At 60.3% G+C, this 20,188-nt stretch carries 15 protein-coding genes; 3 read left to right on the forward strand and 12 right to left on the reverse strand.

Annotation, left to right across the window (positions count from 1 at the left end; translation table 11 throughout):
- Positions 1-166 precede the first annotated feature (166 nt).
- Positions 167-1,705 carry a fatty acyl-CoA reductase gene (locus tag AQ621_RS03445; protein WP_058340274.1) on the reverse strand — a complete coding sequence of 513 codons (1,539 nt, stop codon included), beginning with the start codon at positions 1,703-1,705 and terminating at the stop codon, positions 167-169.
- 460 nt (positions 1,706-2,165) lie between these two features.
- Here AQ621_RS03445 and AQ621_RS03450 point away from each other — a divergent pair, with 460 nt between their 5' ends.
- Both AQ621_RS03450 and AQ621_RS03455 read left to right on the forward strand, forming a co-directional pair.
- Complete coding sequence (locus tag AQ621_RS03450; RefSeq protein ID WP_058340275.1) at positions 2,166-2,819, forward strand: class I SAM-dependent methyltransferase; 654 nt, start codon at positions 2,166-2,168, stop codon at positions 2,817-2,819.
- 50 nt (positions 2,820-2,869) lie between these two features.
- Positions 2,870-3,877, forward strand: coding sequence for a DUF2156 domain-containing protein (locus AQ621_RS03455; RefSeq protein WP_058340276.1), 1,008 nt, complete (start codon positions 2,870-2,872; stop codon positions 3,875-3,877).
- Here the strand turns inward: AQ621_RS03455 and murI are convergent.
- Positions 3,855-4,700, reverse strand: coding sequence for a glutamate racemase (murI, locus tag AQ621_RS03460; RefSeq protein WP_058340277.1), 846 nt, complete (start codon positions 4,698-4,700; stop codon positions 3,855-3,857). The two genes, AQ621_RS03455 and murI, sit on opposite strands and share 23 nt — an antisense overlap.
- 2 nt (positions 4,701-4,702) lie before the next feature.
- On the reverse strand, positions 4,703-5,527 hold the full coding sequence (gene nudC, locus AQ621_RS03465; RefSeq protein WP_022988862.1) for an NAD(+) diphosphatase: 825 nt from the start codon (positions 5,525-5,527) through the stop codon (positions 4,703-4,705).
- A gap of 142 nt (positions 5,528-5,669) precedes the next feature.
- Between nudC and plsB the strand changes: the two genes are divergently transcribed.
- Complete coding sequence (plsB, locus tag AQ621_RS03470; protein ID WP_058340278.1) at positions 5,670-8,141, forward strand: glycerol-3-phosphate 1-O-acyltransferase PlsB; 2,472 nt, start codon at positions 5,670-5,672, stop codon at positions 8,139-8,141.
- Between the two features lie 25 nt (positions 8,142-8,166).
- On the opposite strand, the gene AQ621_RS03475 is transcribed toward plsB, so the two are convergent.
- From AQ621_RS03475 to cysM, 9 genes are all read right to left on the reverse strand, one after another.
- Entirely contained in the window at positions 8,167-9,003 is an 837-nt protein-coding gene (locus AQ621_RS03475; protein ID WP_058340279.1) for a class I SAM-dependent methyltransferase, read from the reverse strand.
- Positions 8,966-9,667 (reverse strand): tRNA (adenosine(37)-N6)-threonylcarbamoyltransferase complex dimerization subunit type 1 TsaB, encoded by a 702-nt coding sequence (tsaB, locus tag AQ621_RS03480; protein WP_058340280.1) that lies wholly within the window; start codon positions 9,665-9,667, stop codon positions 8,966-8,968. Before tsaB ends, AQ621_RS03475 begins: the two co-directional genes overlap by 38 nt.
- A gap of 36 nt (positions 9,668-9,703) precedes the next feature.
- A complete protein-coding gene (gene adk / locus AQ621_RS03485; RefSeq protein ID WP_022988866.1) occupies positions 9,704-10,357 on the reverse strand; it encodes an adenylate kinase in 654 nt (217 codons plus the stop codon).
- A gap of 192 nt (positions 10,358-10,549) precedes the next feature.
- Entirely contained in the window at positions 10,550-11,926 is a 1,377-nt protein-coding gene (locus AQ621_RS03490) for an HDOD domain-containing protein (RefSeq protein ID WP_058340281.1), read from the reverse strand.
- A gap of 19 nt (positions 11,927-11,945) precedes the next feature.
- Positions 11,946-14,591 (reverse strand): phosphoenolpyruvate carboxylase, encoded by a 2,646-nt coding sequence (gene ppc / locus AQ621_RS03495; RefSeq protein WP_058340282.1) that lies wholly within the window; start codon positions 14,589-14,591, stop codon positions 11,946-11,948.
- An 81-nt stretch (positions 14,592-14,672) separates the two neighbouring features.
- Positions 14,673-15,518 carry a nucleoside triphosphate pyrophosphohydrolase gene (mazG, locus tag AQ621_RS03500; protein WP_058340283.1) on the reverse strand — a complete coding sequence of 282 codons (846 nt, stop codon included), beginning with the start codon at positions 15,516-15,518 and terminating at the stop codon, positions 14,673-14,675.
- Positions 15,515-17,752, reverse strand: coding sequence for a GTP diphosphokinase (gene relA / locus AQ621_RS03505; RefSeq protein ID WP_058340284.1), 2,238 nt, complete (start codon positions 17,750-17,752; stop codon positions 15,515-15,517). The genes mazG and relA overlap by 4 nt, the downstream gene beginning before the upstream one ends.
- 79 nt (positions 17,753-17,831) lie before the next feature.
- A complete protein-coding gene (gene rlmD, locus AQ621_RS03510) occupies positions 17,832-19,181 on the reverse strand; it encodes a 23S rRNA (uracil(1939)-C(5))-methyltransferase RlmD (protein ID WP_058340285.1) in 1,350 nt (449 codons plus the stop codon).
- A gap of 28 nt (positions 19,182-19,209) precedes the next feature.
- On the reverse strand, positions 19,210-20,103 hold the full coding sequence (cysM, locus tag AQ621_RS03515) for a cysteine synthase CysM (RefSeq protein ID WP_058340286.1): 894 nt from the start codon (positions 20,101-20,103) through the stop codon (positions 19,210-19,212).
- Between the last annotated feature and the right edge of the window lie 85 nt (positions 20,104-20,188).

The raw sequence follows: 20,188 nt of genomic DNA on the forward strand, positions 1-20,188 counted from the left end.
CAAAATTCAGGGTGGTGGGACTTTATCAGTCCTTCTTAAGACAGATACCCGTAGTTCAACATGTGTGCCACTACACAATGAATTAGACTAACGTCCAAATGGCATTCTCATAAGGCAGTAATCCGGGCCAGGACAGGTGCCTGGCCGGGCCCGGTGAGGTAGCGGCTCAGGCCGCTTTTTTACGCTGGCGGGAAGATTTCAGGCTGTAGACCTTGCGCTCTTTCAGCGCATAGCGGTTCAGGCCGGCAAGGTGGATCTTGCGCAGGTAGTGCTGCCAGTCAATCGCCTTGGGATCAACCGGAAACAGGGCTTTGTCGGTCTGCCCCATCCGCTCGGCAAGGTCCTGCAGACGGTCGTTGCGGAACACATAATCCGGGGCGGTATAGAAACCGAAGATGGTCGCCAGGGACTGGGTAGTATCCAGGTTGCGCAGCCATTTCAGGTCACGGGAGTTGCCCAGCAGTTTCAGCACCCGGTCTGTGATGCTCAGAGGCAGGCGAACGCCGCTCACCACCAGGTCAAACAGGCCCCGGTTTACGGCGACAAAGGGCTTGCTCGGCTGGCGGTAGAACAGGTGGTCATAGGCGGCATAGTTGGTTTTCGATTCTTCCATCAGGTGATCGATAAACTGGCCCAGGGTAACCGGGTTGGAACCGCCACTGCAGCACTGGTAGATGTGCTGTTCACCCGGCTCGGCCAGGGCTTCTGCCAGCCCCATAATGATGGCGTTGGCCACCAGGTCGACCGGTATAACATCAATAATGCCGGAGCGCTTGCCGGGGAACAGGGTGACCTTTTCGCGGGCATAGGCCAGGATGATGGCATCAGCCACCTTGACCCCTTCAATCCAGCCGGGCGACGGTTCCTCCAGCGCACTTTCGATAATCGAAGGCCGCACGATGGTCAGGCTCCGCCCCTGCAGTGCTTTCATCAACAGCTGCTCGCCCAGCCACTTGGTGAAGGTATAGGTGTCGCTCCAGCCATAGCGGTTGGCCTCGCGAATGCCCAGCTCCACCAGTTTCTTTTCCAGCGCTTTGCCGGTGTAACGGGAGCGGACATCCTCGATCTTGTCGTGCAGCAGTCGCACCAGGTCTTCAATCTCGTAATAACCTTCGGGCGATTGCGGGATAGCCTCGCCTGCCGGCTTGATCACCGCCTCGGCCACCTGCCCGGAGTTCATGCCATTCACATAGCAGGTGGATACCTGCAACACCGCCAGGGCAGGATTCATGCGGGCCAGCTGTGCGATGTTTTCCAGGCACAGGGTGTTGATGGTCAGCGCCTTATCGAGTTCTTCCCGGAAATTCACACTGGCTGCGGAGTTGATGACCGCATCCAGCTCCATGGCCAGTTTGCGGCAGGCCGGCTCTCCCAGACCAAAGCCGGGCTCGGTGACCTCACCGGTTACACAGTGAATTCGATCTTCAAGGAAAGCATCGAATGCTTCGGTATCTGCCTCGCGGAGGCGATCGAACACCGAGGATGTGGCGATTTCGTTCAGAAAGCGGCTGCGGGCATCCGGATGACGCTTGTTGCCGCGGATAAGCAGATAGATACCACCGATATCCGGAACCGCCCGGATCAGCTTTTCCAGTACCACCTTGCCGAGAAAACCGGTTGTTCCGGTAATCAGCACTCTTTTTCCGCGTAACTGCTCCAGCACCCTTGACGACGCTTCACCGCCGCTGACCTGCCGTTTTGTCATGGTAGAACTCCTTCTCTGATCTTCACGTAGCCGGCAACGATGCCAGCAAACCGGTACCTGCATAATGCGGGCCACGAAAACGATATCGCTCAATTCTTGCACACCACAGGTGACAGGGTGGTGACAGACTGCAAACTTACACAACCCGGACCGACAATAAAATGACGAACCAGACTGCACATTATCAGGGCAGCTGCACCCTGCCGGCACACGGCTCTATTCCAGAATTCACACTTCAATTATTGATTGTCTGACACTCTTATTATAAATATTGACGCAGTTTGCAAAGCGTTGCAGAGCGTTACTTTGTGTATCCGGAAATGCGGCCTACTGCACATATTTCGACCACAGCCTTCTCTAAGCTCGATCCATCACAACCGATCACCGCACCGGCTTACGCCGGATCAAAAACCATAAAAACGGTGACGGCCCAGGGAACAAGAACGAAGGCTGCAGTGATATGCGCGACAAATATAAATACATCGGCCCTGTTTACGACTTTCTGAGCAACCTCTACAGCGGAAAGAACATCCACCGCTGCAAAACCGCCATGCTGGACGTGGAAACCGTGAAACCCGGCGACCGCATCCTGTTTGCCGGCGTTGGCCATGGCCGCGATGCCATTCGCGCCGCCGAGCTGGGCGCCGACGTGACCGTGGTCGACCTGTCCGAAACCATGCTGCGCAAGTTTGCCGAAGCCCAGCACAGCGAGGCGCCAAACCTGACCATTCGCCGCATCCACAGTGACATCATGAAGGTGGATGAATTCGAGCAATACGACATGGTGGTGGCCAACTTTTTCCTGAATGTGTTTGACGAAGACATGATGGTCAAAGTACTGGAACACCTGATCCGGCTGGGCAAGGCCGATGCCAAAGTGGTTGTCGGTGACTTCTGCTACCCCACAGGAAACCTGCTTTCCCGCCTGTTCAAGAAAATGTACTGGTATATGGCGGTGTTCACCTTCTGGCTGTTTGCCAACAACGCTTTTCACAAAATCTACAACTATCCCGAACACATGCAGCGCCTGGGCCTGCAGGTAACAGAAAAGAAAAAGTTCAAGCTTCTCAACATGGACTGTTACTGGTCGATTCTCGGGCAAAAGCAGGCCTGACCCCTGCCCGCCGACCAAAACAATAACAACCGGATAACGGGAGCTTCACCATGACCGATCAGATTCTCGCACTCGACAGCGTCAGGGACCTGGCCGATGGCCAGTTCTCCTTCTCCGAGCGGGTTAACTACCTGAAAAGGTACGGAGCCCACACCCAGTCGTTCTCTACCCTGCAACCGGGCATGCAATACTTTGACGTGCCCGGCATGGGCTACATTGCCTACATGCGCAAATGGGGCGGCACCTTTGTTTTGTCTGACCCGGTCAGCGCGCCCGAACACTTCCCTGCCATCCTGGAACGCTTTCACCAGAAATTCCCAAATGCCTGCTACATCCAGGTATCCAAGCCGGTGGTGGATTTCCTGCACCTGCGCTTTGGCCTCTACGGCACCCAGTTTGGCAGCGAATCCCGGATCGACCTCCATAAATGGAGCCTGAGCGGCAAGAAGAAGCAAATTCTGCGTACCGCTCTCAACCAGGCCGAGAAGAGCGGCATTACCGTTAAAGAGCGGTTCAGTGACGACCACACTCGGGAAATTTCCGAGGCCTGGATTCGTACCCGCAAGTGCAAAAGTAATGAAATCCGTTTCCTGATCCGGCCGATGGAAATGGAGTACCGAGAGAACGAGCGCCACTTCTACGCCTACCAGGACGACAAGGCGGTGGGCTTTATCTACTTTGACCCGGTGTATCGCAACAACGAAATCATCAGCTATGTGCCCAATATTTCCCGGGCCAACGCCGATTTCCGCCAGGGCATTTTTTACACCCTGATGGCCCATGCCATGGACGTGTTCAAAGAAGAAGGCGTGCCCTACCTGGATCTGGGACTGATTCCGCTATCGCTGGATAAAACCACCGAGCACCAGGAAAGCCGGCTGCTGAAATCGCTGCTGCACGGCGTCTACGAGAAAGGAAACTTCCTTTATAACTTCAAGGGGCTGGAGTTCACCAAGTCACGCTTCCGCGGTGATGACTTCAAAACCTACTGCTGCCACAAGCGGGCAATTCCGGCACTGGAATTCCTGGCCATGTTCAAACTGACCCGGCTGCTGTAACGCCGGACCAGTGGCCAGTCACCTGCCCCACCGGAATTCCCATCTCAGCCAGGAACAGGTCCATCTGTGGCGCTACCTCGCCGGTAAAGCAGGCTTCCCGGACAACCGGCAGCCCTGCCTCCCTGGGTGTTTCCGCCTCTGGCAAACGCCCGGCTTCCTCCAGCCAGTAGGCCACCCTTCGGGCAATCGCTTCACCAGACTCTACCCAATAGCGTACGCCCGGCAGGCTTTTGCGTAACCAGGGCAGCAACAGCGGGTAATGGGTGCAGCCCAGCACCACGGTATCAACCCCCGCTTCCCGCAGCGGTTGCATAGCCCGGTCCAGCTCCTGTTGAGGCGGCTCGGCACCAGACACCAGGGCTTCGGCCCAGAGCACCAGGCCCGGATGCCCCAACCGAACCACCTGGCAATCCACCGCAAACTCGCGCACCAGGTCGTCCAGGTAAGGTCGCCGCACCGTAGCCGGGGTAGCCAGCAAGCCGATGCGCCGGTTTTCACTGCAGGCGGCGGCGGGCTTCACTGCCGGCACCACCCCCACCACCGGAATGTCCGTTCTGGACCGCAGGCTGGGCAAGGCCACGGTACTGGCGGTGTTACAGGCAATCACAATGACATCGCAGCACCACCGGGCCAGGCACTCCATGATCAGGCCACAGCTGCGCTCGATCACCACCTGCTCCGGTTTATCGCCATAAGGGAAGCCGGCGTTGTCAGCCAGGTAAACAAGCTCGGCCCCCGGCAAGGCCTGATGAATGCAGGACGCCACACTCAGGCCACCCACGCCGGAATCGAACACCAATACCCTGGGACGTGCATCAGCCATGATCAGTTACCCGACCCACCGGCGATTTCCTTTTTCATGGCACTGATCAGGCGGCCGGCAATGGTGGTTTCCGGCGGGATCGGCGGATGCTCCTCCGGCGTGAACCAGCCTGCTTCGGCCAGCTCGTCTTCCTGCAGCTTCAGCTCGCCACTTTTATAGTCTGCCAGGAAGCCCACCATCAGCTGATGGGGAAATGGCCAGTGCTGGGAAGCCTGGTAGCGGATATTGGTCACTTCCAGGCCGGTTTCTTCCATCACTTCCCGGGCCACGGCCTGCTCCAGGCTCTCGCCCGGCTCCACAAACCCGGCAATCAGGCTGAAGAAATTTCGGGTTACCCGGGCCGACCGGGCCAGCAGAAAACGGTCATCCCGGCGAATCACAGTAATGATGCAAGGGGCAATCCTGGGGTACCAGGGAATGTTACACCGGCCACACCAACGGGCGCGCTCCCGGGGATGCGGCCCCGTGCGCTCGCCACAGCGTCCGCAATAGCGATGGTCCTGCCACCACTGCCACACCTGGAAACCGGTACTGAGCAGTTCGGAGGGGGCATCAGGCGTATGCAACATGGCCTCGCGCAGGCTCAGGGTTTCCAGCCCGGGCAGGCCGGTGTCGGGCAATGCCGTCACATATAGCCTTCGGCCGCCGACGGTGCCAAGCATCAGGGCTTCCGGCCGGCTGTCACCCATTTCGGGGCCGCCCCAGGTCAGAAACCAGCCGTCACCGGGTTTGAGAATGCTGTTACCGGCAAACGCCAGTAACAGGTCACCCGGCTCCGGCCCCTGTTCAGACCAACCCGGTACCCATTGCATGTTTTGATCGACCATACCCTTGCCTTGTACCTGCAGCGATTACGTTCCGTGGCAATGTACCACATCACATTCACCGGCCAGAATCGGCATAGCGCTTTCCGGCCCCGCTCCAACCCGTTAAACTTGGCGCCTGTTTCCAGCACCGGAGTAGCACCTTATGCGACTTTATCAGGGTATTCGCAGCCTGATCCTGTCTCTTTTCCGCAAGATCCTGTTCCTTTGGGTCAGGACGGATGTCAGCGGCAACACCCTTGAAGCCCTCGGCCTCGATCCGCAGAAGCCGGTGTGTTACGTGCTGCAATACAGTTCGCTTTCCAGCCGACTGGTGCTGGAGCAGGAGGTCATCCAGGCCCGGCTGCCCGGTGCCACGCCGGTCCTGCCCGTCAAGAACGGGCCATCCCATTCGTTTTTCTTTCTGTACAAGCGGATTGGCGGCCTGTTCCGCGGCGGCCGGCACAAGCCCGTTCCCACCAGGGAATTCGGTGACCTGGTCCGTTTCGGGCTGGAACACCCCGAGCAGGACGTACAGATTGTTCCGGTTTCCCTGTTCTGGGGTCGTTCTCCGGACAAGGAAAAATCCCTGGTGAAGTTGCTGCTGTCTGACACCTGGTCTGTCGCCGGCCGTTTACAGAAGTTCCTGATTATCCTGGTCCACGGGCGCAACACCTACGTGCAGTTCAACCAGCCGCTGTCACTGAACCAGGTGGTTGAGGAATACCGGGATAACGAACAGAAGGCCAACCGCAAGCTGGCGCGCCTGCTGCGCACCCATTTCCGTCGGGTACGCCAGGCGGTACTGGGGCCAGACCTGTCCCACCGCCGCACCTTGGTGGAAGGCCTGGTACGCACCCAGGCGGTAAAAGAAGCCATTCGCGAAACCGCCGCCAAGGACGATATTCCCCCGGAGAAAGTCCGGGCCAAGGCCTACAAGTACGCCGATGAAATCGCCGCCAGCATGTCCATTGTCACCATACGCTTCCTGGAACTGGTGCTGGCCTGGCTGTGGAACCGGATCTACAACGGTATTGCCATCAACAACATCAAGGTGGCCAAGGAAACGGCACAGGACAATGCCGTGGTCTATGTGCCCTGCCACCGCTCCCACATCGACTACCTGCTGCTGTCCTACGTGCTGTACAAGAACGGCCTGATGCCGCCGCACATTGCTGCCGGCATCAACCTGAACATGCCCGTTGTCGGGCCGATCCTGCGCCGTGGCGGTGCCTTCTTCATGCGCCGCAGTTTCCGTGACAACCCCCTGTACGCCACCGTGTTCAACGAATACATGCACGTGATGTTCACCCGGGGTTACTCGGTGGAATACTTCGTGGAGGGCGGCCGCTCCCGCACCGGCCGCATGCTGGCCCCACGGCCCGGCATGCTGTCGATGACGGTGCGCAGCTTCCTGCGGGATCACCGCAAACCGATTGTCTTTGTACCGGTGTATATCGGTTACGAGAAAGTGATGGAAGGCCGGTCTTACCTGGGCGAACTCCGGGGCAAGAAAAAGCAGAAGGAAAGCGTATTCGGGCTCGCCAAGACTGCCCGCAAGCTCACCAACTCCTTTGGCCGGGTAGCGGTCAACTTCGGCGACCCGATTCCGCTAGCCGAGGTTCTGGACAACGTACACGACAGCTGGCGCGAAGAGGCCTACGATGCGGAATTCCGGCCATCCTGGCTGCCGGATGCCGTTGACGCCCTGGCCCAGCGGGTTGCCAGCAACATCAACGCCTCGGTTGCGGTGAACCCCATTGGCATGACCGCCACCGTGCTGCTGGGCACCGAGCGCCTGGCCATGGACGAAGGCCAGCTGATCCGGCTGCTGGACCAGTACGCCAGCCTGCTGAAAGCCCGGCCCTACGCCGGCACCGTTACCCTGCCCGAGGGCAGTGGCAAGGACTGGGTGGCCTACTGTGAAGGCATGGGGCTGGTGTCCCGCCAGCCACAGAAGCTGGGAGACATCATCGGCCTGGAAGGCTCCAACGCCACCCTGATGACCTACTACCGCAATAACATCCAGCACCTGTTTGCCCTGCCGGCACTGGTTGTCAGCCTGTTCGAAAACAAGTCCAGCCTGCGCCGTGACAAAATCGTCTTCCTGGCCAGCGTGGCCTACCCCTACCTGCAATCAGAACTGTTCCTGAAATACTCGCAGGACGAGATCGAATCCGTCATTAACGACTGGATTGATGTGCTGGTTGACCAGGGCCTGCTGGTGACCGTAGACGACGAACGCCTGAGCCGGCCGGAAGAAGGCACAGAAGCCATGCTGAGGGCGCGTATTTTGTCCCGGTTCATTATCCAGACCCTGGAGCGTTACCACATTGCCCTGGGCATTCTCCGGAAATACGGTTCCGGCAAGCTGACCGCCGCCGAACTGGAGGAACAGAGCACCCTGCTGGCCGAGCGGATGTCTATCCTGTTCGGGCTGAATGCCCCGGAATTCTTCGACAAGACCCTGTTCCGGAACTTCATTGCCAACATGCAGAAGGAAGGGGTTCTGACCACCGACGACAACGGCCTGCTGTGTTATGGCGAAGGCCTGGATGAGGTGGCCGAGGATGCTCGTCTGGTATTGAGTGTAGAGAAACGCCAGGCCATCCAGCAGGTCACCATGCTGGACGCCTGAAACCGGTTGCCGGTTTGGGTCAGCCTCAGGCCGGCAGGGCTTTCAAGGAATAGATATCGTAGCGGCTGCTCTTGCCTTCGGTGCGGGTAGCCGGTTCCGGACCTTCTACGGCCGGTGCCTTGCGGGGGCGTTTGACCACCACCCGGTAACGGGCAGCCTTCAGTGCCGCTTGCAGTAATTGAGCTGAATCATCGTCGTCGCCCACCACCTGCCGGAACACCTGCATTTCTTTTTTCACCAGGGCCGACTTGTCCCGATGCGGGAACATCGGGTCCAGGTACACCACATCCACCGATTCCGGGTCAGCCTTCGCCAGCCAGTCAATGGAGCTGCCGGCTTCCAGGGTCATCCTGGCCACAATTGGCGAACAGTCCGGATTCAACGCAGCCCGGGCCAGACCATCGGCCAGCAAGGCATGGATCACCGGGTTTCGCTCCAGCAAGGTGACGCGGCAGCCAAGGCCAGCCAGTACAAAGGCGTCCTGCCCCAACCCGGCCGTGGCATCCAGAACGTGTAAACCTGCGCGGGTCTTCTGCAAGCCCACTGCCCTGGCGACCAGCTGGCCCGTACCGCCACCGTGTTCCCGGCGATAACCCATCTTACCGGTAACAAACTCGGCCCGTACCGGGCCAGGCGCACCTTTACCGGTGATCTGCAGGGCCAGGCCCTGATCGTCGGAATACAGAAGAATGGAGTAATCACGAACCTGTTGCGGCTTGACGACGCCCAACCAGGGCAGTGCCAGCTCCTCAGCCAGCGCTCGGGCCTGGTGCTGGTCACCCAGCGGGCTGCAGGCCACCGCAAGGGTGCCTGGCACGGAAGGCTCAGTCACGGCCTGGCAGCTTTTTCCAGGCGACTTCATCGCGGATATAAACCGGCTGGGCCTGCTCCGCCGGCACCGCCTCACCCTGGCGGTAGCCCTGTTCCGCCAACCGGACAACTTCACAGGCCCGGGGTACCAGGGTGTCATCAACCACAGCGACGGTTTCCGCTACATCCGCAGGCATGTCACCGGCGAAGGCCCAGCCGGAACCAACACCGATCCAGCGATCTGCACTGACATCCGGCAGGCTGACTGCCGATGGCGGGCATACCCGCTCGTCTGCCAGCAACACCGGCAGGCCGTCACGGCACTGGAAAGTGCCCCAGTAGACTTCACCCATGCGGGCGTCGAAAGCTACGGCTACGCAGGCCCCTTCGGGCAATTGATGCTTGTCGATGGCTTGCAGCGCAACAGCAGCCAGGGAAGATACCGGCACCACAGGGATATCCAGCCCCCAGGCCAGGCCCTGAACCACGCCGGTGGCAATGCGTAAGCCGGTGAAAGAGCCCGGCCCCCGGGCAAACGCCAGGGCATCCAGGCCAGAAGGAGTGAGCCCCTGCTCCGCGAGCAACTCGCGCACCATGGGCATCAGAAGACGGGTGTGGCCCCGGGGGGCCACTTCAAAGCGCTCGGTAATATGGCCATCCAGCCAGAGCGCGGCGGAGCAGCCTTCGGAAGACGTATCCAGTGCCAGTAACTTCACAGAATCAGTGCCTCCGGGGCCGCTCCGGCCTTGATATTACTTGAGTTGGGACAGGATCTGGTCGCGGATGCTGTCCAGGCTGCCAACACCTTCTACGCGCACGTACTTGGGTGCTTCAGACGGCGCCTTACCGGCCCAGTCCTGGTAGAAACCGATCAGCGGAGCGGTCTGGTCGTGGTAGATACCCAGGCGCTTGCGTACGGTTTCTTCCTTGTCGTCTTCACGCTGAACCAGCGGCTCGCCGGTTTCGTCGTCTTTGCCTTCCACCTTGGGCGGATCGTATTTCACGTGATAGATGCGACCACTGCCTTCGTGCACGCGACGGCCAGACAGGCGGCTGACAATTTCTTCGTCTGCTACGGCAATCTCGACCACGTAATCAATGGCAATGCCCTGTTCCTTGAGCGCTTCGGCCTGGGGAATAGTGCGCGGGAAACCGTCCAGCAGGAAGCCGTTCTTGCAGTCCGGCTGCTGGATACGCTCTTCGATCAGCGCGATGATGATGTCGTCAGACACCAGGCCGCCGGAAGCCATGACTTCCTTTACCTGCTTGCCCAGCTCGGACTCGGCTTTGACCGCGGCCCGCAGCATGTCACCGGTGGAGATCTGGGGGATCTCGAAACGCTCGGTAATAAACTGGGCCTGGGTACCCTTACCCGCGCCTGGCGCGCCTAACATAATGATTCGCATAACGTTGTGCTCCCGTTGTCTTATATTATCGTTTGAAAAACTGCGGCAAAGACCCCTGCCTTTGCGGCAACCTCTCAACAGGATTCCAGTGGGTTAACGGCACACCTGCCCAGAATCGAGGCCGCATTATACGAAGTCAGCCCCCGCATAGAAAGTCGACCTCCGTATCATTGGATGAGTAACTGACTGAACTCAAGGTTCGAGGGGGGTTATCAGGGCGTCCAGATCCGCCGACAAACTGCTGATTTCCTGCTGCACTTCTTCCAGTGCCACCGACCCCAGGCCAAGGGCATCGGTCAGTGCCGGTATATCATCCGGGCTGAGTTCGTCGCCGATCCCGCGCTTTTTCAGCAGGCCGTTGGCCAGCAAAACCATCCGCACGTAGTCTTCATCAGCGCCCTGATAGTCCGGGCTCTGGTGCAGGCCTGCGGCCTTGATGACCGGCTCCGGCAACTGCCATAAGCGGTACAGCAATCCGCCCAGGGTCGCATGCCCCATGGGTACGGTGTCGCCACCCTCGCCGGAGCCAAACACTTCACGCTCCAGCGAACGCATGTCGCTTTCCGGATTGATTTCCCGCAGCGCCTGCAATTCACGGAATTCAGACGGATACAGCCAGGCAATCAGCAGCAAACCGAAGTTGTGGAGCAGGCCACACAGGTAGGCCATATCCTGGTCAAGCTCCAGCCGCTCCGCCAGTGCACGGCACATAAACGCGCAATACAGGGAATGGCGCCACAGGCTGTTGATGCCCAGCGCTCCGTCCCGGGCAACCCTGAACGAACGCACACCGACTGCACCGCGGGCCACATGGGCCAGACGGTCCGCCCCCAGCAATTCTATCGCCTCTGCCAGGGATCCGTTCTGGCGGGTCTGCCCGAACAATCCGGAACGGGCGTACCTCAGTACCTGGGCTGCCAGGCCCGGGTCGATCCCGACCAGGTTCGCCAGTTCATCACCGTGCTGCTCCGGGTCTTGTGCCAGTTCCGCCATCCGGCCGGCCAGTGCTGGCATGGGCGGCAACCGGGTAAGGCCTTTCAGGCGGTCTGCCACCTTGTTCAGGGTCGGGGTGGCATCGGCTTCATCATCCCCGCCGTTACCCGCTTCATTACCGGTGAAATCCATTCTCCGGGCGTTGTCCAGGGCACGCTGGAATTCCTCGCCAGCCATCTGTATCAGAACCTGCTCACTGCCCGAGGTAAAACACACTTGCCGGGCACTGTAGATGTCTTCATCCACCAGCACGTCCAGGTCCCAGGCCGCGCCCACCGGCGGAATAAAGCCGGGATGGCAATCGTCAAAGAAGCTGGCGGCCTGCAAAGGCTCCAGCTGCTGCAAGGGCCGGCCCGTGAACTTGCGCAGCTGCGCAAGTGATGGCGGATTTCCGGCACGGTGCACCACCATCAACAGGCCGCTTACATCGATCAATACCGTGGCCACGGCAAAGTCAGCCGCCTGCCCGGACGCCTTGATCGCCTCATCCAGGTTGGTAACCGGCGCAATATCCACCGGTGTCCAGGCCAGCCCACGGCGGGCGAGGTATTGTTCCAGTCGCTCGGATACGTTCAAACGCCTTGTCTCCCGGGCTTCAGCCCGTGTTACGCATGCCGGCAGCAATACCGGCCATGGTGACTTTCAGGGCCCGCTCGACCATCTCTGGCACCTCGCCTTTGTCTTCGCTTTCCCGGTCACGGCGCAGCAGTTCCGCCTGCAGGTAGTGCAGCGGATCTGTGTAGGGGTTGCGAACTTTCATGGAGTGGGCGAACACCGGTTCGCCTTCCAGCAGATCCTGCTGCTCCTTGAGCTCCAGCAAGCGCGCAATGCATCCGGTCAGCCGATCCCGAAGGCTGGCGCCCAATGCCTTGAGCTTGTCGTCTTCCACCAGGGTCTGTTCGTAATAGCTGGCAATGCGCAGGTCGGCCTTGGCCAGTACCATCTCGAGCATATCCACGTAGGTGCGGAAGAACGGCCAGCCACGCATCATTTCCCGAAGTTCCGGCAGGCGATCCGCCTGTGCTGCCTCTTCAAGGGCCACATCGCTGCCCAGCCAGCTCGGCAGCATCAGGCGCATCTGGGTCCAGGCAAAGATCCATGGAATTGCCCGCAGGCTTTCCACGCCACCCGTGGGCTTGCGCCGGGCCGGGCGACTGCCCAGGGCCAGTTTGCCCAGGGCGGTTTCCGGCGTTACCTGGCGGAAATAAGGCACAAAATCCGGATTCTCCCGAACCACATCCCGATAGGCCTTCAGGGACCTTTCAGTCAGCCAGTCCATGGTTTCGCGCCAGCTGTCTTCCGGCTCCGGTGGCGGCGCCAGGGTGGCCTCGATGACTGCCGTGGTGTAGAGGGTCAGGCTCTGCACCGCCAGCCGAGGCAGGCCGAACTTGAAGCGGATCATCTCGCCCTGTTCGGTAATCCGGAAACTGCCGTTTACTGACCCCGGGGGCTGGGACAGGATCGCCCGGTTGGCAGGGCCACCGCCCCGGCCTACCGTACCGCCGCGGCCGTGGAACAGGGTCAGGTGTACGCCATACTGGCTGGCCACCCGGGTCAGCTTTTCCTGGGCCTGGTACTGGGCCCAGGCGGCCATCAGCTGGCCTGCGTCCTTGGACGAATCCGAGTAGCCGATCATCACTTCCTGCCGGCCCTGACAGTATTCGCGATACCAGTCCACCTCGTACAGGGCGGCCATGCTGTCCGGCGCGCCCTGCAGATCGCTCAGGGTTTCGAACAGCGGCACCACCCGCATCGGGAACTTCATGCCGGCTTCCCGCAGCAGCAGGATCACACTGAGCACATCCGACGGCGTGCTGGCCATGGAAATCACATAAGAGCCCAGCGCTTCCGGGGTTTGTTGTGCCACGACTTCACAGGTGGCCAGCACTTCCCTTACCGGCTCGGAGGGTTCCCAGTTTCTGGGCACCAGCGGCCGGCGGCCCTGCAGTTCCCGTACCAGAAAGGCCTGGCGCTCCTGCTCTGGCCACGATAAATAGTCACCCAGGCCCGCGTAATCCACCATCTCGGCCACCGCCTCGGCGTGACGGGTGGCTTCCTGGCGGATATCCAGCCGGATCAGAGGCAGCCCGAAGGTGTGGGCCCTGCGAATGGTGTCCAGCAGCGGCCCGTTGGCGATGTGTTCAAGGCCGCATTGCACCAGCGAGCGGTAACACAGCTCCAGCGGTGCAGTCAGGTCTTCGTTTTCGAACAGGATGTCAGTTCTGTCGGCCGGTTCGCCTTTGACGCTGGCCTCGGCCCAGTCCCGGGTACGGATCAGCCGGTCCCGTAACTGTGCCAGCACCTGGCGGTATGGCTCCCGGGAATCACCGGTGACTGCCTGCAATTCATCACTGGCCTGCCACATCGAAAGTTCCGCCCGCAAGGCCTGGATGTCACGCAGGTACAGGTCGGCCGCCATCCAGCGGCCAAGCAGAAATACCTGCCGGGTCACATCGTGGGTGACGTTGGGGTTGCCATCCCGGTCGCCGCCCATCCAGGAGGCAATCTGCACCGGTGTCGCCTGCAACGGCAGCCCCTTGCCGGTGGCATCTTCCAGGGAAGCATCCAGGCTGCGCAGAAACTTCGGCAGCGCCTGCCACAGGCTGTTTTCAATCACCGCAAACCCCCACTTGGCCTCGTCTACCGCGGTGGGCCGCTCGTGGCGGATTTCGTCGGTATGCCAGGCTTCGGCGATCAGCTGCGACAGGCGGTCGGTGATTTCACCCCGCTCCGCCGGCATCAAGTCATCATGGTCCAGCCGGGCCAGGCAGTCTGACATTTCATCGTATTTCAGGATCAGGGTACGACGGGCCACTTCGGTGGGGTGCGCGGTAAGCACAAATTCAATACGCAGGTCGGCCACACGGCGATGCAGCTCTTCCGCATCTACGCCGCCGGATTTCAGCCGGTCGAAGACTTCGCTCAGGGATTCCACCATCAGGTCAGACGGATGCCCCTGCTTGCGGCGAATACCGTGATACTGTTCGGCCAGGTTGGCCAGGTTGAGAAACTGGTTGAAAGCCCGGGTAACCGGCAGCAATTCATTATCACTGAGTTGGCGCAACAGGGTTTCAAGCCGCTGGCCGGAACCGCTCTCCTGGCGGCGATCGGCTTTCGCCGCCGCCCGGATTTCCTCGATCAGGTCGAAGCACTCCTGCCCCGGATGCTGCAGAATGCTCTGGCCGAGCAATTCACCCAGTAAACGTACGTTCTCTCGCAGATCGGGATGCAGTTCTGTCACAGCGGGTTCCTTCTGTAGGGCGTAATCAGGAGAGAGTTACGATACTAAGGATTACCCGGGAAAGTCTATCAGGCCTTGGGGTTACCCTTTTTCCACGCCCTTGACCCGCTGCCAGATGGCATCCAGCGCCTCCAGGCTTTCTTCGTCCATGTCACGCCCCTCGGCGGCCAGGATCTCCTCAATGGCCCGGAAGCGCATTTCGAATTTGCGATTGGTGCGCTTGAGTGCCTGCTCCGGATTCACTTTCATGAACCGGGCCAGGTTCACGCACACAAACAGCAGGTCGCCCAGCTCGTCTTCCACCGCATCCCGCTCACCGGTGCCGTCTTCGGCGGCCTGCCAGGCTTCCTTCAGCTCGTCGATTTCTTCGTGCAGCTTTTCGAACACCGGGCCGATATCCGGCCAGTCAAAGCCGTGGCGGGCCGCGCGGCGCTGCAACTTCTCGGCCCGGGCCATGGCCGGCAGTGTGCGGGCAATACCGTCCAGGCGGCTGACCGATGTATCGGCATCCGGCGCAGGTTTCTGCGCCCGCTCTTCCGCCTTGATGCGCTCCCAGCTTTCCTTGATCCAGGCTTCCGTGGGCCGGTTGTCCGGGTCTATTCGGCTTTCCAGGGTGCCCTCCGGAAACACATGGGGATGCCGGCGGATGAGTTTGCGCACCAGGTTGTCGACAATGCCATCAAAATCAAAGTGGCCCTCCTCCTGCCCCATCCGGGCGTAGAAGATCACCTGGAACAACAGATCCCCCAGCTCGTCTTTCACATGGGGGTAATCACCCTGCTCGATAGCATCCGCCACCTCATAGGCCTCTTCAATGGTATGGGGCACGATGCTGGCGAAGGTCTGCTTTGTGTCCCACGGGCAACCAGTGTCCGGTTCCCGCAGGCGCGCCATCAGGGTTTTCAGGTCGTCGATGGAGTAGCTCATCCGCGCTTTCGCCTTACGTCGATGATGTTCGGCAGGTTACGGATCTGCGCCAGCAACCGCGCCAACTGTTCCAGGCTGGAGATTTCCACGGTCACCAACATGGTGGCGGTGTTCTCGTCTTTATTGGTCTGGGTATGCAGCGACATGACATCACTCTTGGACGCCGACAGCACCTGGGTGATATCCCGCAGCAACCCGGACCGGTCGTAGGCCTCGATCTCGATATCCACCGGATACACCGCGGCCGGCTGGCCACCCCAGTTCACTTCGATGATCCGGTTGGGTTCGAATTCCTTCAGGTTCAGGAAAGTCATGCAGTCCTGACGGTGCACGGTAACGCCCCGGCCCACCGTAATGTAGCCACCGATCGGGTCACCCGGCAGTGGTTTACAACACTTGGCCACCTGGGTTTTCAGCTTGCCGACGCCCAGAATCTGGATGTCCGACTCGGTGTCGTAGGCTTTCTTCCGATTGCCGGTGAGTTTGAGATCCAGCTGCTCGGTTCTCGGCTCCAGCATCTGCTGGGCCACGTTGGCTACATGGGTGGGGCGCAAATCACCGGCGCCAACCGCTGCAAACATGTCTTCCGTGGAGTGGTAGTTAACCTTCTTCGCCAGTTCTGTCAGGTCAACATCGTAGATGGACAGCCTCTTGAATTCGTCTTCCAGGATGGCGCGACCATCGACCACGTTGCGCTCCCGGTCCTGCTGCTTGAACCAATGGGTCACCTTGGCCCGGGCCCGGGAGGTCTGGATATAACCCAGGCTCGGGTTCAGCCAGTCCCGGCTGGGCGCCGGATTGTTGGAAGTCAGGATGAACACCTGGTCGCCGGTTTTCAGCGGGTAGGTCAGCGGCACAATGCGGCTGTTCACCCGGGCACCCCGGCAGGCATGGCCAATTTCGGTGTGCACCCGGTATGCGAAGTCCACCGGCGTGGCGCCCTGAGGCAGGTCCACCACATGGCCTTCCGGGGTAAACACATACACGCGGTCGGAGGCGACATCGGATTTCAGGTGGTCTGCCAGCCCGGACAAGTCACCCAGCTCTTCCTGCCACTCCAGTACCTGGCGCAGCCAGTTGATCTTGGCATCGTAGCCGGAGGACTTGTTGTTCTTGTCCGTACCCTTGTACAGCCAGTGGGCACAGACACCCAGTTCAGCTTCTTCATGCATGGCATGGGTACGGATCTGCACTTCCATCACCTTGCCCTCGGGGCCAATCACCGCCGTATGCAGGGACTGGTAACCGTTTTCCTTGGGGTTGGCGATGTAGTCATCAAACTCGTTGGGGATGTGCCGCCACAGGGTATGCACAATACCCAGTGCGGCGTAGCAATCCCGCACTTCCGGCACCAGTATCCGCACCGCCCGAACATCGTACACCTGGGAGAAATCAATGCCCTTGCGGCGCATTTTGCGCCAGATGCTGTAGATGTGCTTGGCCCGGCCACTGAGGTCGCCCTTGATGCCGGAGGCCTTCAGCTCGGTCTGCAGGGTATCGATCACCCGGCGGATATAGCCTTCGCGGTCAAGCCGTTTTTCATCCAGCAGCTTGGCGATTTTCTTGTAGGCGGAAGCATGCAGGTAGCGGAAAGAGAGGTCTTCCAGTTCCCACTTGATATGGCCGATACCCAGCCGGTGGGCCAGCGGCGCGTAGATGTCGAACACCTCCCGGGCCACCCGCATACGTTTTTCTTCCGGGGCGTCTTTCACCGCCCGGATGGCGCAGGTTCGCTCCGCCAGCTTGATCAGGGCCACCCGCACGTCGTCGATCATGGTGACCAGCATCTTGCGCACGTTGTCCAGCTGGCCTTCACTCTGGCCCAGCACGTTGCCCTTGAGCGGATGGTGAACCGACGAAATCGCCGCCATCTGCTGCACGCCGTTGATCAGCCCGGCTACTTCGTCACCGAATTCCTTTCGGATTTCTTCCAGGGCGACCCGCTCTTCCCGAACGGCCCGATAGAGTACGGCAGCCACCAGGCTGGCCTGGTCCAGGTGCAGTTCCGCCAGCACCTGGGCCATCTCCAGCCCGGTTCGGAAGCTGCTGGAGCCGGGCGTCCACAGCCGGTCCTCGCGAAACGCCTGCAGTGCAATCAGGGCCGCTTTCTCGCAGGCCAGTCGCAGCTGGTCCGGCTTATCCAGGTGCGTCAGCTCGGCAATGTGCTGAACCCAACGGTCAAGATCCACTTCACCGTCGCCGGTTACCCCGTACTCTTCCCTAACTTTAACCATAGCAATAACTTACCTGATAGATTGCCGGCCTTGCCCCCGCCCGTCCGGAGCGTCGGCGAGGCCGGTTTCCCCATACCGATCAGCGCGGATCGCGCTCGAACAGGGCGATGGACTCAACATGGGTGGTGTGCGGGAACATATCCATCACACCGGCGCGCACCAGCCGGTAGCCGTTACGCACCAGGACACCGGCATCCCGGGCCAGGGTGGCCGGGTTGCAGGACACATAGACAATCCGGTTGGCGCCAAAGGCAGTCAGGTACTTGCAGATATCCTCGGCACCGGAGCGGGGCGGATCGATCAGGATCTTGTCGAAACCTTCCTTCGCCCAGCCCTGGCCGGTGAAGTCGCCGTGCAGGTCTGCCCCGAAAAACTCCACATTATCCAGGCCGTTCAACCGTGCATTTTCCCGGCCACGAACCACCATGGCATCGTCGCCTTCCACACCCACAACCTCGCCACCCTTGCGGGCCAGTGGCAGCGTAAAATTACCCAGGCCACAGAACAGGTCCAGCGCCCGCTCGCCAGGCTGGATATCCAGCCACTCAACCGCCCGGTGCACCATGTCCCCGTTGATACCGGCATTCACCTGGGTGAAGTCCATGGGGTGGAACTGCATGGTCAGGTCGAATTCATCCATACGGTAGGCCAGGCGTTCGTCGTCCCGGCCTGCCGATTCCGGCCAGATCCGGTGCACGGTGTCCGGGCCCTTCGGCTGCAGGTAGATATGCAAGTCATGGGCCTGGCCAAAGGCAATCAGCTTTTCCCGGTCTTCCGGCACCAGGTCGTCCATGTTACGGAACACCATGGCGGCAACGTCGTCGCCACAGGCCACTTCCACCTGGGCGATGCGGTCAAACGCGGCCATACCGTGCAGGAGTTCCCGCAGCGGCGTGATGCGCTTGCCGATACGCGGGTCCAGCACCACACACTCGCTAATGTCGGTCAGGAAGCTGTTGCGCTTTTCCCGGAATCCCACCAGCACCGATTCCCGGGCCTTTACGTAACGTACCCCGAGCCGGGCCTTGCGGCGGTATCCCAGGGTATCCGGTGAACGCATGGGCTCGATCCACTGCTCCGGCTCTATGCCCCCGAAATGGGCAAAGTGCTCCCGCAGGGTGTCTTCCTTGAACCGGATCTGGGCATCGGCGCTCATATGCTGCAGGCTGCAGCCGCCGCACAGTTCGGCAAATTCGCAGGGGGGCTGCTGGCGGTCAGGGGCAGCTTCCAGCACTTCCAGGGTGCGCAGTTCGTCGAACTTGCTGCGGGTGCTGACCATCTTTGCCATCACCGTTTCCCCGGGCAGGGCGCCGTCCACAAACTGGACTTTGCCGTCGGTTCGGGCGATGCCACGGCCATCATGGCCGAGGGATTCAATTTCACAACGCACGGGTTCTTGCGGCAGAACCTTGCGGCGGCGCTTACTCATATTGGCTGGTCTCTTGAAGATTAACGATTCAGGCGCCCGGGAATACACCGGTAGACAGGTAACGGTCTCCGCGGTCACAGATAATGGCCACGATCACCGAGTTTTCAACCTGGCCAGACAGCTTGAGCGCAGCCGCAATAGCCCCGCCCGAAGACACACCACAGAAGATACCTTCTTCACGGGCCAGGGCCCGCATGGTGTCTTCTGCTTCCTGCTGGCCGATGTCCAGCACCTGGTCTACCCGGGCGGCATCGTAGATTTTTGGCAGATAGGCTTCCGGCCAGCGCCGGATACCGGGAATGGAGGCGCCGTCTTCCGGCTGCAGCCCGATAATCCGGACATCCGGGTTGCGCTCTTTCAGGTAACGGGACACGCCCATGATAGTGCCGGTGGTGCCCATGGAGCTGACAAAGTGAGTCACCTTACCCTGAGTCTGTTCCCAGATTTCCGGGCCGGTGCTGCGATAGTGGGCCAGGGGATTATCCGGGTTGCTGAACTGGTCCAGCACCTTGCCCTTGCCTTCGGCTTCCATACGGATTGCCAAATCCCTGGCGCCTTCCATGCCCTGGTCGCGCGTAACATTCACCACTTCCGCACCATAGGCACGCATGGAGGCCCGGCGTTCTTCGCTCAGGTTATCGGGCATGATCAGCACCATCCGGTAGCCCTTGATGGCTGCGGCCATGGCCAGGGCGATACCGGTGTTGCCGGAGGTGGCTTCGATCAGGGTATCACCCGGCTGGACTTCACCCCGGCGCTCGGCTTCCTGGATCATGCTGATGGCGGGCCGGTCTTTCACCGAACCAGCCGGGTTATTACCCTCCAGCTTGGCCAGGATGACATTGGAGGTATTGCCCGGTATCCGCTGCAAACGAACCAGTGGCGTGTGGCCGACATAATCTTCAATGGTGGGGAAAATCATACGCAAACCCTGTGATACACTTTCGGCTTTGAATCATACGCGGGATGGCGGCCACAGTCATTCCGATCCGGATCATCTATGCTGA

The organism is Marinobacter sp. P4B1 (genome assembly GCF_001447135.1).
Classification (GTDB): Bacteria; Pseudomonadota; Gammaproteobacteria; order Pseudomonadales; family Oleiphilaceae; genus Marinobacter; species Marinobacter vinifirmus.

Coding starts and splice junctions, on each gene's coding strand:
- AQ621_RS03450 (WP_058340275.1), top strand. CDS start 2,166: ATGCGCGACAAATATAAATACATCGGCCCTGTTTACGACTTTCTGAGC.
- cysM (WP_058340286.1), bottom strand. CDS start 20,103: ATGATTTTCCCCACCATTGAAGATTATGTCGGCCACACGCCACTGGTT.
- AQ621_RS03475 (WP_058340279.1), bottom strand. CDS start 9,003: ATGAAGTCGCCTGGAAAAAGCTGCCAGGCCGTGACTGAGCCTTCCGTG.
- AQ621_RS03445 (WP_058340274.1), bottom strand. CDS start 1,705: ATGACAAAACGGCAGGTCAGCGGCGGTGAAGCGTCGTCAAGGGTGCTG.
- relA (WP_058340284.1), bottom strand. CDS start 17,752: ATGGTTAAAGTTAGGGAAGAGTACGGGGTAACCGGCGACGGTGAAGTG.
- adk (WP_022988866.1), bottom strand. CDS start 10,357: ATGCGAATCATTATGTTAGGCGCGCCAGGCGCGGGTAAGGGTACCCAG.
- nudC (WP_022988862.1), bottom strand. CDS start 5,527: ATGGTCGATCAAAACATGCAATGGGTACCGGGTTGGTCTGAACAGGGG.
- rlmD (WP_058340285.1), bottom strand. CDS start 19,181: ATGAGTAAGCGCCGCCGCAAGGTTCTGCCGCAAGAACCCGTGCGTTGT.
- plsB (WP_058340278.1), top strand. CDS start 5,670: ATGCGACTTTATCAGGGTATTCGCAGCCTGATCCTGTCTCTTTTCCGC.
- AQ621_RS03455 (WP_058340276.1), top strand. CDS start 2,870: ATGACCGATCAGATTCTCGCACTCGACAGCGTCAGGGACCTGGCCGAT.
- murI (WP_058340277.1), bottom strand. CDS start 4,700: ATGGCTGATGCACGTCCCAGGGTATTGGTGTTCGATTCCGGCGTGGGT.
- mazG (WP_058340283.1), bottom strand. CDS start 15,518: ATGAGCTACTCCATCGACGACCTGAAAACCCTGATGGCGCGCCTGCGG.